Source organism: Prosthecobacter sp. (genome assembly GCF_044373815.1).
Classification (GTDB): domain Bacteria; phylum Verrucomicrobiota; class Verrucomicrobiia; order Verrucomicrobiales; family Verrucomicrobiaceae; genus Prosthecobacter.
The window spans coordinates 1-14,836 of record NZ_JBIPNG010000121.1 but is presented as its reverse complement, the minus strand read 5'-3'; the positions used below and the strand labels follow the sequence as shown (position 1 = coordinate 14,836).

Sequence of the window (14,836 nt, the reverse complement as noted above, 5' to 3'; positions counted from 1 at the left end):
AGAAACGAATTGTTTGAGCATGAATACATTTTTTAAATACCCTCTTTTCGTGCTGGCGCTGCTGCTCGTCAATTGTGGGCGCACTCCTTCAGGGTCTCCCCCGGCAGCACCGGGACCACCCGGCCCCATGGAAGTGGGCGTGATCAACATTGCGACGACGCCGGTGACGCTGACGCAGGATCTGCCAGGGCGCATCTCAGCTTTTCGTGTGGCCGAGGTGCGGGCGCGCGTCAGTGGCATCGTCCTCAAGCGTCTCTTCAAGGAGGGAAGCGATGTGAAGGAAGGGCAGGTGCTCTATGAAATCGATCCGGCGCAGTATGAGGCGGCGCACGACAGCGCGCTGGGAACACTGGCCAAAGCCGAAGCGGGTCTGAACTCCGCTCAGTTGAAGCTGAACCGCATGAAGTCCTTGATCGACTCCCATGCCGTGAGCAAGCAGGACTACGATGAGGCCTCAGGCGGCCAGCGCGTCAATCAAGCGGAGGTGCTGCTCGGCCAGGCGGCGGTGAAGACGGCGAAAATCAATCTCGACTACACCAAGGTGATCGCGCCCATCACCGGACGCATCGGTCTCTCGCAGGTCACGGAGGGGGCTTATGTGCGGACAGATCAGGCGACCTTGCTCTCAACGGTGCAGCAGATCGACCGGGTCTATGTGGATGTGAACCAGCCCAGCAGTGACCTGCTGCGTCTAAAGGCGGCCCTTGCGAGCGGCAGGCTCAAGGCGGATGCCTCGGGACAACCGCGCGTGAAGCTGGTGTATGAAAATGGCGAGATCTATCCCGAGGAAGGCACGCTGGAAGTTTCTGACGTGACGGTGAACACGCTGACCAATTCCGTCACCGTGCGGGCCGTGTTTCCGAACCCACGCAACGATCTTCTGCCCGGCATGTTTGTGCGCGCCCGGCTGGAAGAAGGCACCACGCCGGATGCCATCCTCGTGCCGCAGCTGGCTGTCACCCGCAATTCGAAGGGTGAACCGACTGCGATGGTGATCGGAGCGGAGAGCAAGGTCGAGCTGCGCGTTCTGGAGACTCCGCGTGCTGTCGGCAATCAATGGCTGGTCACCTCCGGACTCAAGGCGGGCGATCAGATCATCATCAACAATCTTCAGAAGATCCGCCCCGGTGCGCCGGTCAAAGTCGCTGCGGACGCTCCTGCTCCAACCCCTGGCGCCGCCAAGTAATCCAAGATGTCACGCTTCTTCATCGACCGGCCTGTTTTCGCGTGGGTCATCGCCATCATCATCATGCTGGCGGGGGCGCTCTCCATCGAGAGTCTGCCCATCGCCCAGTATCCTAGCATTGCGCCGCCCACCATCGCGATCATCGCGACGTATCCTGGCGCTTCCGCGAAGACGCTGGAAGACACAGTGACGCAGGTCATAGAGCAGAAGCTCAATGGCATTGACCACCTGCGGTACATTGAATCTTCCAGCACCTCGGATGGCACCGCGACGATCACCGTCACCTTTGATGGTGGAGCCAATGCCGACACCGCGCAGGTCCAGGTGCAGAACAAGGTCGCGCTCGCCATTCCATCGTTGCCGCTGGAAGTGCAGCAGCAGGGCGTGCAGGTGAACAAATCGGTGCGCAACTTCCTCATCGTCGTGGGTCTCATTTCCACGGACGGCAGCATGTCCAACACCGACCTCGCCGACTACAATGCCAGCGTGATGAAGGATCCCATCAGCCGTTTGCAGGGCGTGGGTGAAATCCAGGCCTTCGGCACGCAGTATGCCATGCGCATCTGGCTTAATCCCGACAAGCTGACCAAGTACCAGCTTTCCACGAATGACGTCATCGCAGCCGTGCGTGCCCAAAATGCGCAGATTTCCGCCGGTGCGCTCGGGGCGCTGCCTGCGGCGGAAGGCCAGCTTCTGAATGCCACGGTCATGGCGCAGAGCCGCCTGCAGACGCCTGAGCAGTTTGGTGCCATCCTCCTGCGCGTCGGTCAGGATGGTTCACGTGTTTTCCTGCGCGATGTCGCGCGGACAGAGCTCGGCAGTGAATCGTACAACGTCATGGCGCGCTACAATGGCATGCCTGCCAGCGGCATGGCCATCCGACCTGCACTGGGTGCCAACGCCTTGGAGACCGTGAACATCGTGAAGAAGAAGGTGGAGGAGCTCTCGCAGTTCTTCCCGCCGGGCGTGAAGGCCATCTATACCTACGACACCACGCAGTTTGTGCGCATCTCCGTGGAGGAGGTGGTGAAGACGCTCATTGAAGCTGTCATTCTCGTCTTCGTGGTGATGTTCGTCTTCCTGCAAAGCTGGCGCGCCACGTTGATCCCCACCATCGCCGTGCCTGTCGTTCTGCTCGGTACCTTTGGTGTCATGTCGGCGGCCGGGTATTCCATCAATACACTGACTCTGTTTGGTCTGGTGCTAGCCATCGGCCTGCTGGTGGATGATGCCATCGTCGTCGTCGAAAACGTCGAGCGCGTGATGCAGGAGGAGGGGCTCTCGCCGAAGGAGGCCACACGCAAATCCATGGATCAGATCAGTGGTGCGCTCGTTGGCATCGGGCTGGTGCTCAGCGCGGCCTTTGTACCCATGGCTTTCTTCACGGGGTCCAGCGGTGTCATTTACCGGCAGTTCTCTCTCATCATCGTCAGTTCGGTGACGCTCTCCGTGCTGGTCGCGCTGATTCTCACACCGGCTCTCTGCGCCACCCTGCTGAAGCCGGTGGCCAAGGACCATGGCATCAACAAACGCGGCCCCTTCGGCTGGTTTAACCGCGCCTTTGAGCGCACGGCGGATCATTACACGAATGCGGTCGCCGTGTTCCTGCGGCACTATGTGCTCGCGCTCATCCCTTATATCGCCATCGGCGTCGCGGTCGTTTTTCTCTTCGAGCGCGCGCCCACCGGCTTCCTGCCGGATGAAGACACGGGCGTGCTCTTTGCCATGGCCCAGCTTCCGCCCGGCTCCACGCGTGATCAGTCGGATCAAGTGCTGAAGAAAATGGAGAAGCATTTCTTCGAGGAGGAGAAGGACGTGGTCGAAGGCGGCTTCGGCGTGCTGGGTTTCAGTTTCAGCGGCAATGCGCAGAACCAGGTGCTCATGTTCGTCAAACTCAAGCCCTGGGGGGAACGCAAACTGCCAGAGCAGAAAGTGAAGGCCATCCAGATGCGGGCCTTGGGCAAGTTTGGGCAGATCAAGGAAGCTCTCGCCTTCGCTTTCGCGCCACCCGCTGTACTAGAACTCGGCACCGCGACCGGCTTTGACATGCGCCTTGTCGATCTCGGCGGGCTTGGGCATGAGGCGCTCATGGATGCCCAAGGTCAGCTACTTGGCATGGCCGCGAAAAATCCTCTCCTCTCCTCAGTGCGTCCCAATGGACTTGCGGACACCGCTGCTTATCAGATCGAAATCGACCAGGAAAAAGCCAGCGCGCTGGGACTCTCTCTGGCGGACATCAATGCCTCCCTCAGCACCATCCTTGGCTCCACCTACATCAATGATTTCATCGACAAGAACCGCGTGAAACGCGTGATGATGCAGGGGGATGCCCCGTTCCGCATGCTGCCGGAGGACATCAACCGCTGGTATGTACGCAATGTCCAGGGCGGCATGGTGCCGTTCTCCGCCTTCTCCAGCGCCTCCTGGAAAATGGGCTCGCCGAAGCTTGAGCGCTTCAATGGTGCGCCGTCGCTTTCGATCCTCGGTGAACCCGCGCCGGGGCACAGTTCCGGTGAGGCCATTCACGAGATCATTCAGATGGCAAAGTCACTGCCGCCAGGCATTGGCGTTGCCTGGGCAGGGCTGTCGTATGAAGAGCAGATGTCCGGCTCCAAGGCCTCATCGGTTTACATCATCGCTTTGCTCATGGTCTTCCTCTGCCTTGCCGCGCTCTATGAGAGCTGGGCCATTCCTTTTTCGGTGATGATGGACATGCCGCTCGGTGCGCTGGGGGTTGTCGCCGCCACGCAATGGCGCGGCATGCCGAACGACATCTATTTTCAAATTGGCTTGATCACCATCATCGGTCTCTCAGCCAAGAACGCGATCTTGGTCGTGGAATTCGCCAAGGAGCATTTTGATCAAGGTGCCACGTTGATTGATGCGGCGCTGCATGCTGTTCGCCAGCGTCTGCGTCCGATCCTGATGACGTCCATTGCGTTTGGTCTCGGGGTGCTACCGCTGGCGATCAATACTGGCGCGGGTTCTGGCAGTCAGAACGCCATCGGCACCGGCATTGTCGGTGGCGCGGTGACGACCACGTTGCTGGGGCTGTTCTTTGTGCCGTTGTACTTTGTGGTTATTCTGCGGCTGTTCCGGGTGAAGCCTCTGAAGGCGACCGCCAAATGATGAATGAGTAAATCCGAATGACTAAATAATGACGAATCAGTAATGACGAAGTCAATAGGGTGGGGGCTGCATTTGCCTGAAGGTTAAGCGCTCAATATAGTGCGAGTGCTATAGGCCCTTCGAGCTTCGACATTCGACATTCGACATTCGATTTTATTTAGACATTCGGATTTACTCATTCGTCATTCGCTTGGTTGCTTCACAGCCGCTCACGCCTTGATCACACTCTTGAGCACCTTCATCTGGGAGGCTGCGCGCTCCTCGACAAAGGCCATCGCTTTTTTGACCTTGGCTTGGGCGGCGGGGTAGTCTTTGTGGATGCTCATGAGGATCTCGAACATCTTGGTGGCCGGGGTGGCGTCGAACTCGGGGGCCCATTCTTCGAGGCCGATGTCCTTGAACATCCAGCACTTCGGCGAGTGGAACTCGGAGAAGGTGTGCATCATCGGCGTGTCCATGGCCAGGGCCATGATGGGCGTGTGCGGCTCGTGGCAGATCACGGTGTGGGCGCGGGCGTAGAAGGAGCAGGCTTCGTCCACGTTCCAGAACTCGTCGAAATTGACCACGTAAGGCTTCAAGTCGTCGGGCAGGGTGTCGTAGATGAACTTCTTGTTGTACTCCATCTCCTTGTTCACTTCCGGGGCGATGACCACCTTGAACCCCGTTTCCTTCACCCACATGGCGATGAGGTCTTGGTACACTTTCGCGCGGCGGGTGTCGTCGGCGATGTTCTCCGGGGTGGGATGCAGCGGGTTGAGCTTCTGCGGGCGTTTGTCATCCACGCCGGGGCTGCTGGGGGAGTGCGTGCGGAGCTGGATGGTTATGAACTTCTTCTCCTCCAGGTCGTGCTTCTTCATCCGCGCAAGCGCCTTCGCGTCATCGCGCACGTCGATGCCGAAACAGCCATCCGGTCCGAACTCCAGCACCGGCGGCTTCACGCCCGCGTCCTGCAGCAGATTCAGCGTCTTGGAATCGCGGCAGTAGATGTAGGCCGCGCTGTTCAGCAGGGCGATGCGCTTTTCCGCGTCCTTTCCGGTGACCATGTCCGGGAAATACGATTGCCCCTGCAGTCCCCAGGGCTTGCCCATCTTCTGGCAGTAGATCATGAAATCCGTGCTCTGCCCCATGCCGGGTCCGCGCAGGAAAAAGTCACAGCGTTTCACCGCCTCCTGCACAGCTCCGCCTTCCTTGGAAAGCGAGCCCTTCACGATTTCCAGCTTGGGAAACCGCTTCATCAGCATCGCATCCACCGCCTCATTCGTGTTCATCGCCCACAGAATGACCTTTGCCTCCGGCAGATACTGCTCCAGGAAGCGCAGCGTGCCGGGAGTGTGCCCAATGTCGCCGATATTCTTCGTGGCCCAGCCGCATTGAAGGAGGACGGTTTTTTGCGGGGTGGCGGTTTGTGCGAAGGCAGACAGGGAGGGAGAGCCGAGCGCGAGAGCAGACGTTTGGAGAAAGGAGCGGCGGGTGGTCATGGTTGATATAAACGTAAGACAAGCGGTGAGCATGCGCTGAACCATTTAGTCGTCAGGGAGACTTTGCTTTGGAGAGCGCTGCGATAGCAGTTTCGGCTTCTTTGCGGACCTGTTGGTCAGAGTGTTCCAGAAAGGGCTTGATGTCGTCGATGTTGGATGAATCGCCAGTGGTCCTGAGGGCAGACAAAACATAGTAAGGATGTGCCCTTTCAGGCTGCTTAAGCAGCAGGATGAGGTCTGGCACGGCCTCACGCGCACCTTGACCAAGATCATTAAGAATCAGGACAACTTCATCCAGCGAGTCACCCTGGCACCATTTACGAATTTGGGCTCTTAGCGCAGGCACGGCGATCTGGCCTAGACTACGGAGAGGTTCGCGTACCCGGAAGCGATAAGTTTCGCGTGGTGCTTCTGGTGAAGTGCTCAAAAGGGCATATTGAACGAGCCCCTGCGAGCGAAGTGCCGGATCACTGATATTCAGAGTTTTTTGCCATTCCTCAACATCACGCAGTCCCGTCTTGATCGCTTCCAACAGTTCGTTTTCGGTCCTCGTGTCTTTTGCTTCATAAAGTTCATACGGGCCTGGATTGTCGGTCTGGAGATAGCGGTAGCAACGGCCTTTCTCTATCCAAACCATGCCACAACTCCCGCACAAACCTGAATCTTCAATAGTGACCATCGATTTCCAGACTTTATCTTTGTGCTCAAGAAACGCCACAAAACGGCGCGAGGTCAGGGTTTTGTCCGGTTGTTTTTTATAGACGCGTTCCCAGCGAGCCCCCAACGACTTAGAGAGCTTGTGGATGTCAGTGATAACGATAGTCGCAGGTTCGGAGTCTGGAACACCTTTGATCCATTTGGTCACCTTGACTCTGTCATCTTGAAGCTGTTCACCGAGAATGATTGCATCCGCATCAGCGCACATCCAATAGACATCCCAATCGGGAAAATTTTCCGCAAAGGATGATCGGGTGATGCAGAGCAAAAACAACAGGAGGTAGCGCATGTGCTTAAGGATACGGGTATATCCTAATGACTCTTGGGTCTTGCGACAACCTGATCCGATCTCCGCCCCACCAATTACTGCGCCGCCAGCGCCGCCGCAGCCCTTGCCTTGGCGATCTCCGCCTTCTTCAAAATCTCCTCCGTGCTCGGCAAACTTGCCAGCACATCCGCCGGGATAAACCCATCGCCCACCAGTTTGGTCAGACACTTCTTTCGCTCATCTAGCGCCTTGTCCGGGCTGCGTTCTTTGCTGAAGCGGGATTTGGCGGCGGCGCTGCGGTCTTTGAGGGCGGAGTAGATGTCGCCGCCGAGGAGTGAGGAGATGTCGACTTTGATCTTTTCGCGGCCGGCTTCGTGCTCGTTGATTTCATCACCGTTGATCGGTCCCGCCTGATACTTGGGGAACATGATGGCGACTTCGGGGCAGACGCGGGAGCAGGCGGGGCAGTTGGTCTTGCAGTTGTCGTTGTTCTGCACCTGGATCTTGTTGTCATCGCTGACGCCATAGACGTCGAAGAGGCAAAAGCTGAGACACTGCATGCAGTTGGTGCAGCGGGAGTAATCGATGACGGGGAACCAGGGCTTCCATTTGCCGGGTTCGTTCATGGTTTTCTCGCCACGGGATTTGTCCACCAGCGCGACGATAGCGTCGGGCTCCAGGCCGGTGATGTCGCAGGTGTCGATGGTGATCTTGCCTGTGGCGTCTTCCAGCGCGGGGGCTTTGCCTTCAAAGGCGCCGAGCACGAGGAGGTTGCGCTCATCATGCGGCATGGCGGGCGCGCCGAGACTGCTGCGAGTGACGGTGTAGCCTTTGTCGAGCAGGGCCATCATCACCTTGGCACGAGACTCGGCTGGAAGCTGGATGCTGCCATTTCCTTCGTAGAGGACGACGCGGAGCGGGCGGTGGGTGTGGGTGATCATGGGTAGATAAATGAAGAAGCCCGAATGACGAATGAAGGATCACGCAGCGGTTGCTGGCTCGGTATTGAGGAGAGCATCGGCGATTTCTTGCGAGGTCTGGGTGCGCATGTTGAGGATGTCGGTGTCGGCGGGCAGGGGGAATCCAGCCTGCTGGAAGAGGCCTTTCACCGCGCGGGGGTAGCAGGCGGCGATGCGGAGCTTGCTGCAGGAGGCGATGGCTTGCAGGCGGGGATCGCGGTGCGCTGCCATCTCGCAGAGATCGGAGACGGTTTCAAAGCTGGCGTTCGAGTCGCAGAGCTTCTGCAGGACTTCGTTTTTCACGCCGGTAGGAACGACCTGGGCGTAGGCGCAGCGGCAGTAGAGGATGGTGGCAGGGGTACTCAAAAGGGCGCGAAAAAGGTGGAGATCAGTGTGGGCTCAGGTGGCGTACTACGCAACACCGGCGAAGGCGGGCATGACGAATTTAGGCCTAAAAGCACAAAGTCGGCGCGAGGCCGACTTTGTGGTTTAGCGCGAGTCGATTTGTACGCAGGCCTATGAGGTGGTCTTGCGCTCGACGTTGAGGCCCATCTTGCGGTAGAGGGTAGCGATGGAGACGCCGAGCATGCTGGCGGTCTTTTCGCGGGAGCCGCTGTTGTACTTGAGGGTTTCCTGAATGAAGGCGCGCTCCTGCCCCTTGATGAAGTCATCGAGCGTGGAGCCGATGGGGAGCTTGGTGATGCCCTCGGTCGTGGAAGGGGTCGGTATTTCGATCTGCTGCGTCACTTTGGCCGGCAGGTCGGAGGGGCGGACGCGGTCGTTTTCGGCGAAAGCGCAGGCGCGTTCGATGGCGTTGCGCAGTTCGCTGACGTTGCCGGGCCAGTTGTACTTCTCCAGGAATTCGATGGCCCCGGCGTCGATGGTCTTGGGCTTGGCGTCCGTGCGATCAGCGAGGTCCTTGAGGAAATGCTCGACGAGCGGGCGCACGTCCACGCGGCGTTCACGCAGCGGCGGGATCTTGAGGGGAACGACGGAGAGCTTGTAGTACAAGTCTTCGCGGAACTTGCCCATCTTCACGGCGTCTTCAAGGGACGTGGTGCTGGAGACCACGAGGCGGAAATCCGCACCACTAGAGCCATTGCCCCAGCCTTTCTTTGCCTGCGCTTCATCGAGAAAGGTGTTCAGCTGGGCTTGGATGCGGGCCGGAAGCTGATTGATCTCCGCCAGATGGATGGTGCCACCAGATGCGCGATTGAAGATGGCGGTCTGGCTGAAGAGTTCCGTTTCGAGGGCGTCTTCCGGCATGGCGCTGCACTGCAGTTCCTTATAAGGGGAGTTGCTGCGGCGGCTTGCTTCATGCAACGCGCGGGCGACCATGTGCTTGCCGACGCCGAATTCGCCTTCGAGAAGGACGGGGCTGTCGTTGTTGGCAACGCGGCGCACAATATCAAAAATGCGCTGGATGGCATCGCTGTGACCGATGAGCTTCGAGGCGGAGGATGAACGCAGCGTCGCGCTGGGGATGCTCGTAGGAGTGGCGGCGGCGATGCCGTTGCGCTGCAGGGCTTGATTCACCGTCTTGATCAGATCTCCCAGATCGAAGGGTTTGGTGAGGTAGTCAAAGGCACCCAGACGCATCGCTTCCACGGCCGTTTCCACGCTGCCATGACCGGTGACCATGATGACGGCGGTGCTGGGGAACTGATCCTTGCACATGCTGACGAGATCGAGACCGTTCACATCACCGATGCGAAGGTCCACAATGACGAGGTCGGGCTGGTTGGAACGGATGGCTGCAATGCCGTCGATGCCGGTGGTACAGCCAAAAACTTGGTGACCCGCAGCTTTGCAAAGCTTGGTCATGAGTTCCAGGATGGCGGCTTCGTCATCTATGATTACTAGTTTAGCCATATTATTTTCGTGAAGTGAGAGGCATGGTTGATTGTTAATTAGGCTAATCGTTTCTCAGGATTGCGTCAATTTAAGATTCTCAAAAAAGAGAATAGGGGCTTTTGGGGGGCATGATAGAGCCCCTGATGCGCGTGCCGTAAGAGCTTGATTGGACGGTCTTTGACGCCCCTTCAGCGTCTTGCCAGCGGTGCAAAAAGTGAGGGATTTACCGGGGCCGAACTGGAGGATCGCAACTCTTGGTTTCTACGAGTGTTTCTTCACCCGCAGTCAATCCAACCAGCACACTCACATGAAATCCAAAACCAACCGACTCTCCTGGCTTTGCGGTGCTCTCGCGCTCAGCGTCGCTTCATTGCAAGCCCAGGAATCCAAGCCTGCAGGTCAGCCGCCCGCCGCCGCTCCTCTTCCTCCCGCAGCGTCCAAACCGGATGCTCCGCCTGCTGCGGCACCACGTGATCTGCCGCGTCCCGGCGAGCAGCGGGAAGGGAATGGTCCCCGTCCTGAACCGCAGCGCCGCCCGGATGGGGCTGGTCCGCGTGATGGCGCTCAGCCTCAGCGTGACGCACAACCTCAGCGCGATGGGCAGCGTGGACCTGTGAATCCTCCGCAGAGCGGTGGACCGGCACCCATGAATCCTCCCAACGCTGGCAACCGCACTCCAGATCAGGGGACTGGACATGGTCGCGAGGGCTTCCGCCGTCCCCTCATGGATGACCAGCAGGGTGGCGAGCATCCGCGCGGTGAGCCGCAGGCTCAGGGCAATCGAGGCCCGATGAACAACTCGCAGCACGAAGGCAATCGGGGGCAGGAACATGCGGGCCGTCAGGGCCATTTCAGACAGCCTTCAGGGCCACGTGGCAATGATCAGGGCGGCTTCCGCCCTCGCGCCGAAGGCCGTGGTCCGCAGTCTTTCGCGCAGCTCGGAGCGTTTGGTGCGCCGCGTGGTGGTGAAGGTTTCAGGTCACCTCAAGGTGGCGATCAGGGCGGGCAGATGCATCGCGGTCGCGGCCCTGAGGGCAGGATGGGGCGTGGCAGGGGCCAGCGCTTTGGAGGTCGGCAGCAGTCTCAGAATTTCGGCAGTCCTCGTGGTCCAGCGCCACAGTTTGACCAGCATCGCGGCCCCGGCCCGCAGCAGTTTGGGCCGCAACGTGGTGGGGAACATCGTGGCGAAGGTCCCCAGCACTTCGAGCGGCCAATGCATCAGCCCCAGCAGGATGGAATGCGCGGCGGAGACCGGGGCCCCGGTCCATCTCAGCGCGACGACGGTCCCCGTTTTGCCCCGCCTTTTCACCGGGGTCAGGAAGGACCTCATGGCCCGCCGCCGATGAACCACGAGCGTGGCCGCGAAGGCCCGCCGCGTGATCGGAGCGTGTGACATTTGCGAGTGCCGAAATCATGGCATGGCGGCCCGGGGAAACCGGGCCGCTTTTTTTTGCGCAATTGCAGGTGGCATTCGCGTCTCGTGAGTTGTGTTTGTGCAAACGAACTCCATAGTCGCGCCGCCGCCAGCAGCCCCGCACGGGCTGCCACGAAATCCACCGCATGAGCTTGGTCAAAAAACTCGCCAAAATGTTGAACTCAAAAGCGCAGTCATCTGCGAACGGAGTTCATGGACCGGCGGAGCTGCCATGGTGGTCGCCAGACCGGTGGGCGCACCTTTGGAATGGTCAGCCGCAGGTGTCCGCCGCCTCAGCCGCCACGGCCAACACCATGCTGCCGGTGCTGATCGAAGTCTTCGCGGCTTTCAGCAAGCTGGACGGCAACATCGAGGAGGAGGAAGTCGAATCCAGTCTCGGCTACCTGCGCTATGACTACCCGGAGGCGATCTACGCCGACATGCGGCGTCTCTACTTTGAGGCCCTGCAGGAGCCGCAGGACCTGACGCAGCGCGCGAAAGAGCTGAGCCAGAAACTCACCCAGGAGCAAAAGATCCTGCTGGGCGTGCAGTTGTACCTGCTCATCTCGCGTGCGCAGCAGAATCAGCGGCAGATGGTGGAGTTTTACCTCTTCATGACGAATCTGGGCATCGCTGCCCAGGCCATCGACATAGTCTATCAGCTCAATGCAGGGGACAAGCCGCCGGAAGAGGGGTTTTCCACCAAGGGCGGCCAGCCGCTGGACACGCTGCGCATCGGTGCCACGAAGAATTGCGACGTGCTGCTGCGCTCCCTTTCGGATGACTGCTCCGTGGTGGCGTTCCGGTTTCAAAACCTTGTGTTGCTGAAAAACACCGGCAGCATTTCCATTCTGGTGCGCAGCCGCAGGCAGCCGCCGGGAGAGTTCTCGCGGCTTTATCCCGGCGAGCGCGTGGTGATGGAGGACGTGACACTGGACTACAATGACCTGATCACCTACTTCAACTCCAAGAAGACACTGTCAGGCACGCAGATCTACCTGACACTCACGGAAAATGGCAGTGCAGAAATCGCCCCGCAACGCACGCGCGGCACCAATCTGCGCCTCAGCTTTGGCCTGGGCGTCACGGTGGAAGCCCTGCGGACCACCAAGGCCACGCTGAATGGCGTGGTGCTCAGCAGCGGCACTGTGGTGGAGGCCAGCATCGAGGACAGCATCATTGCCCATGGTGAAGTGGAAATCGCGTTGCGCGACTTGCGCGTGCGTGCGCAGGAGTTTGGCGGGCAGTTCCGGTTGGAAGGCAGCCGCAATACTTATCTCGTCTCCAACAAACCTGAGCTGCTGGATGAAGGCGACATTCTTCTCTCTGAAGACACTGATGGTGAAATCCTGCTGCGCATTGAGTGCAACTACGCGCAGAAGACCGGTGTGCTCGAAGTGCTGCGCTCTTCGCGCCCGCTCTACATTGGTTTGATTCCGGTGCGTGACCGGATCACCCTCAATGACGGTGATACCATTACTCTTGGGGAGGGACAGTACCTGCGCTGTCACTTTGCCGATCGCATCATCGAAGAGGAGCGCAACACCGTGCGCCAGATCGAGGTGCGAGAACTCAGTCATCGCTTCGATGGTCGTGACACTGCGCAGGACGGCGTGAGCTTCATCGCGCGCCGTGGTGAGATGATCTGTGTCATGGGTCCCAGCGGCTGCGGCAAGAGTACGCTGCTGCGCATTCTCGGCGGGCAGCTCAAACCCAAGGGGGGCGAAGTGCTGATGAACGGCATGGCGCTGTATGACAACCTGCACAATCTCACGCCCTACATTGCCTACATTCCGCAGGAGGATGCCTTTGACCCCTTGCTGAAGGTTCAGGAAAATCTCGACTTCTCTGTGGCGGTACGCTGTCCGCATTTGAAAACAGATGAACGGCGCAAACGCGTGGATGCGAAGCTGGCGGAACTCGGCCTGGCCGATCTGCGTGACCGGCTGGCAGGCACGCCGCAGCAAAAATTTCTCAGCGGCGGCGAGCGCAAGCGTCTCAATGCGGGGCTCGACATGATCGGCATTTCCGACGTGTACCTCTTTGATGAGCCGACTTCCGGCCTCTCCTCCAAGGACAGCGAGCACGTGCTCGAAATCATCCGCAGTCTGGCGCGCAACAAGATCGTCATCACCTCCATCCATCAGCCCAGCTCACGACTGCTGCAGATGTTCGACAAGGCCCTGCTTTTGGACAAAGGCGGCAAGCTGGCCTACTTCGGCACGCCGCAGGGCATGATCGAGTACTTCTGGCGCGTGTATCACACGGAGACCGGTCAGGCAGGGGATGCCGATGCTCAGCCGCCGGACAAGCTCACGCCGGACTTCGTCTTCGACGTGCTGGAAACACCGCTGCGCGACATCAGCGGAGACATCATTCATGAGCGCAGTGCTGACGGGCATCTCGTGGCTGCGCGCCGCTTTCCGCCCAACTTCTGGCGCGACTCTTATCAGCGGCATCTCATCATGGAGACCATGGCCAAGCAGCGGTCCGCGCCGGGCAGCACCAGCCTCATCGCCCGGCCCAAGCGCGATGAAAGTCACAGCGCCAGCCGCATGCGCAGCACGCCCAAGCCGCCGAAGCATACCTTCCGCGAGGAGAGCATTCTCTTCTTCACCCTGCTGAAGCGCGCCTTCCTCAGCAAGCTGCGTAACCGCACGAATCTGCTCACGACCCTGCTTGAGGCTCCCTTGCTGGCCTGGATCATCTCCAGCGTGCTCAAGTACTCCGAAGAGACGCACTACACTTTTGCCACCGCCTTCCACATCCCGACCTACCTCTTCATGAGCCTCGTCGTGGCGATGTTTCTCGGGCTGACCAACAGCGCCGATGAAATCATCCGTGACCGCCACACCCTGAGCCGGGAGCGAAATCATAACCTGCGAACGTTTTACTATTTGAGCGGCAAGATCATCTCGCTCTCCACCTTTGCGCTCATCCAGTGTGTGATTTACCTGCTCATTGGGAACTGGGTGCTGGAGATCCGCGACATGTTCCTGATTCACCTCTGGTGGATGTTCCTCACCTCTCTCACGGGCGTCTGCCTGGGGCTGTTCATTTCCAGCATCGTCAGTGACAACCGCACTGCGGTGAATGCCATCCCGCTGCTCCTGATTCCGCAGATCATTCTCGGTGGTGCGCTGATCAAGTACGAGGAGATGAACAAGAACCTCGATCTCGTCTATTCCGTGGGCAAGTGGCTCAAAAAATCCGGCAATGACGAGGAAAACGCCAGCAAGCTCAAAGTGCCCTTCATCTGTCAGTTCATGCCGCTGCGCTGGTCATATGAAGGCATGGTTATTTCGCAGTCCAAGCTCAACCCGCTGACGCGCAACCAGGATTTCCTCGACGAACGCATCCAGTCGCTGCTGCCGCCCTCAGGGGCGGACATGAACGACCGGCAGCGTCATGAACTGGAACTCACCAAGCAGTCTCTGGCAGTCGTCTCCGGCCTCTACGCCGAGAACCCGCGCGAAATCTCCAAGCGCCTCGGCTCCATCCGCGATGCCGTGCTCAGCGGTCGCATCGAGCCTCCGATGCTCGATAGCATGCTGCAACAGAACGACGGTGTCAGTGCTGAAGAAATCTACGTGAACCGCAAGGTGCTCGACCTCGTGACCAAGGCCGAGATGGAACGCGAAGACTACCGCCGCAAGACGAGTCCCAACGTGTTTTTCGGCACGCGAAAAATGTATCTGGGCACCAAGTACAACACCCTTTGGATCAACAGTGTCGTGATCCTGTTTACGCTGTCGCTCATCATCGCTGCGGTGGAGTTGAGTCTGCGCAGGCAGTTGACGAAGGTGTGAGGTGTTTTTATCCCATCAATAC

Annotated in this window: 8 protein-coding genes; 4 read left to right on the top strand and 4 right to left on the bottom strand. The window is 59.1% G+C overall.

All coding sequences use genetic code 11. The features are described from left to right. Positions 1-19 precede the first annotated feature (19 nt). Together ACIREA_RS12150 and ACIREA_RS12145 are read left to right on the top strand one after the other, a co-directional pair. Entirely contained in the window at positions 20-1,186 is a 1,167-nt protein-coding gene (locus tag ACIREA_RS12150; RefSeq protein WP_397382540.1) for an efflux RND transporter periplasmic adaptor subunit, read from the top strand. Positions 1,187-1,192: 6 nt separating this feature from the next. Then, entirely contained in the window at positions 1,193-4,315 is a 3,123-nt protein-coding gene (locus tag ACIREA_RS12145) for an efflux RND transporter permease subunit (RefSeq protein WP_397382539.1), read from the top strand. A 209-nt stretch (positions 4,316-4,524) separates the two neighbouring features. Here ACIREA_RS12145 and ACIREA_RS12140 read toward each other — a convergent pair whose 3' ends face one another. The 4 genes from ACIREA_RS12140 to ACIREA_RS12125 form a co-directional block, all read right to left on the bottom strand. After that, positions 4,525-5,793, bottom strand: coding sequence for a polysaccharide pyruvyl transferase family protein (locus ACIREA_RS12140; RefSeq protein ID WP_397382538.1), 1,269 nt, complete (start codon positions 5,791-5,793; stop codon positions 4,525-4,527). A 1,080-nt stretch (positions 5,794-6,873) separates the two neighbouring features. Then, a complete protein-coding gene (locus tag ACIREA_RS12135) occupies positions 6,874-7,719 on the bottom strand; it encodes a ferredoxin family protein (protein WP_397382537.1) in 846 nt (281 codons plus the stop codon). 39 nt (positions 7,720-7,758) lie between these two features. Next, positions 7,759-8,103 carry a hypothetical protein gene (locus tag ACIREA_RS12130; protein ID WP_397382536.1) on the bottom strand — a complete coding sequence of 115 codons (345 nt, stop codon included), beginning with the start codon at positions 8,101-8,103 and terminating at the stop codon, positions 7,759-7,761. A 150-nt stretch (positions 8,104-8,253) separates the two neighbouring features. Beyond that, positions 8,254-9,609, bottom strand: a complete 1,356-nt coding sequence (locus ACIREA_RS12125; RefSeq protein WP_397382535.1) for a sigma-54-dependent transcriptional regulator — start codon at positions 9,607-9,609, stop codon at positions 8,254-8,256. A 289-nt stretch (positions 9,610-9,898) separates the two neighbouring features. On the opposite strand from ACIREA_RS12125, the gene ACIREA_RS12120 reads away from it, so the two are divergent. Both ACIREA_RS12120 and ACIREA_RS12115 read left to right on the top strand, forming a co-directional pair. Beyond that, the gene (locus ACIREA_RS12120; protein ID WP_397382534.1) at positions 9,899-10,984 is read left to right on the top strand and encodes a hypothetical protein; all 1,086 of its coding nucleotides are present in this window, start codon (positions 9,899-9,901) and stop codon (positions 10,982-10,984) included. Between the two features lie 302 nt (positions 10,985-11,286). Next, positions 11,287-14,814: an ATP-binding cassette domain-containing protein gene (locus ACIREA_RS12115; protein WP_397382533.1), complete on the top strand. Its 3,528-nt coding sequence runs from the start codon at positions 11,287-11,289 to the stop codon at positions 14,812-14,814. The last annotated feature ends 22 nt before the right edge of the window (positions 14,815-14,836 follow it).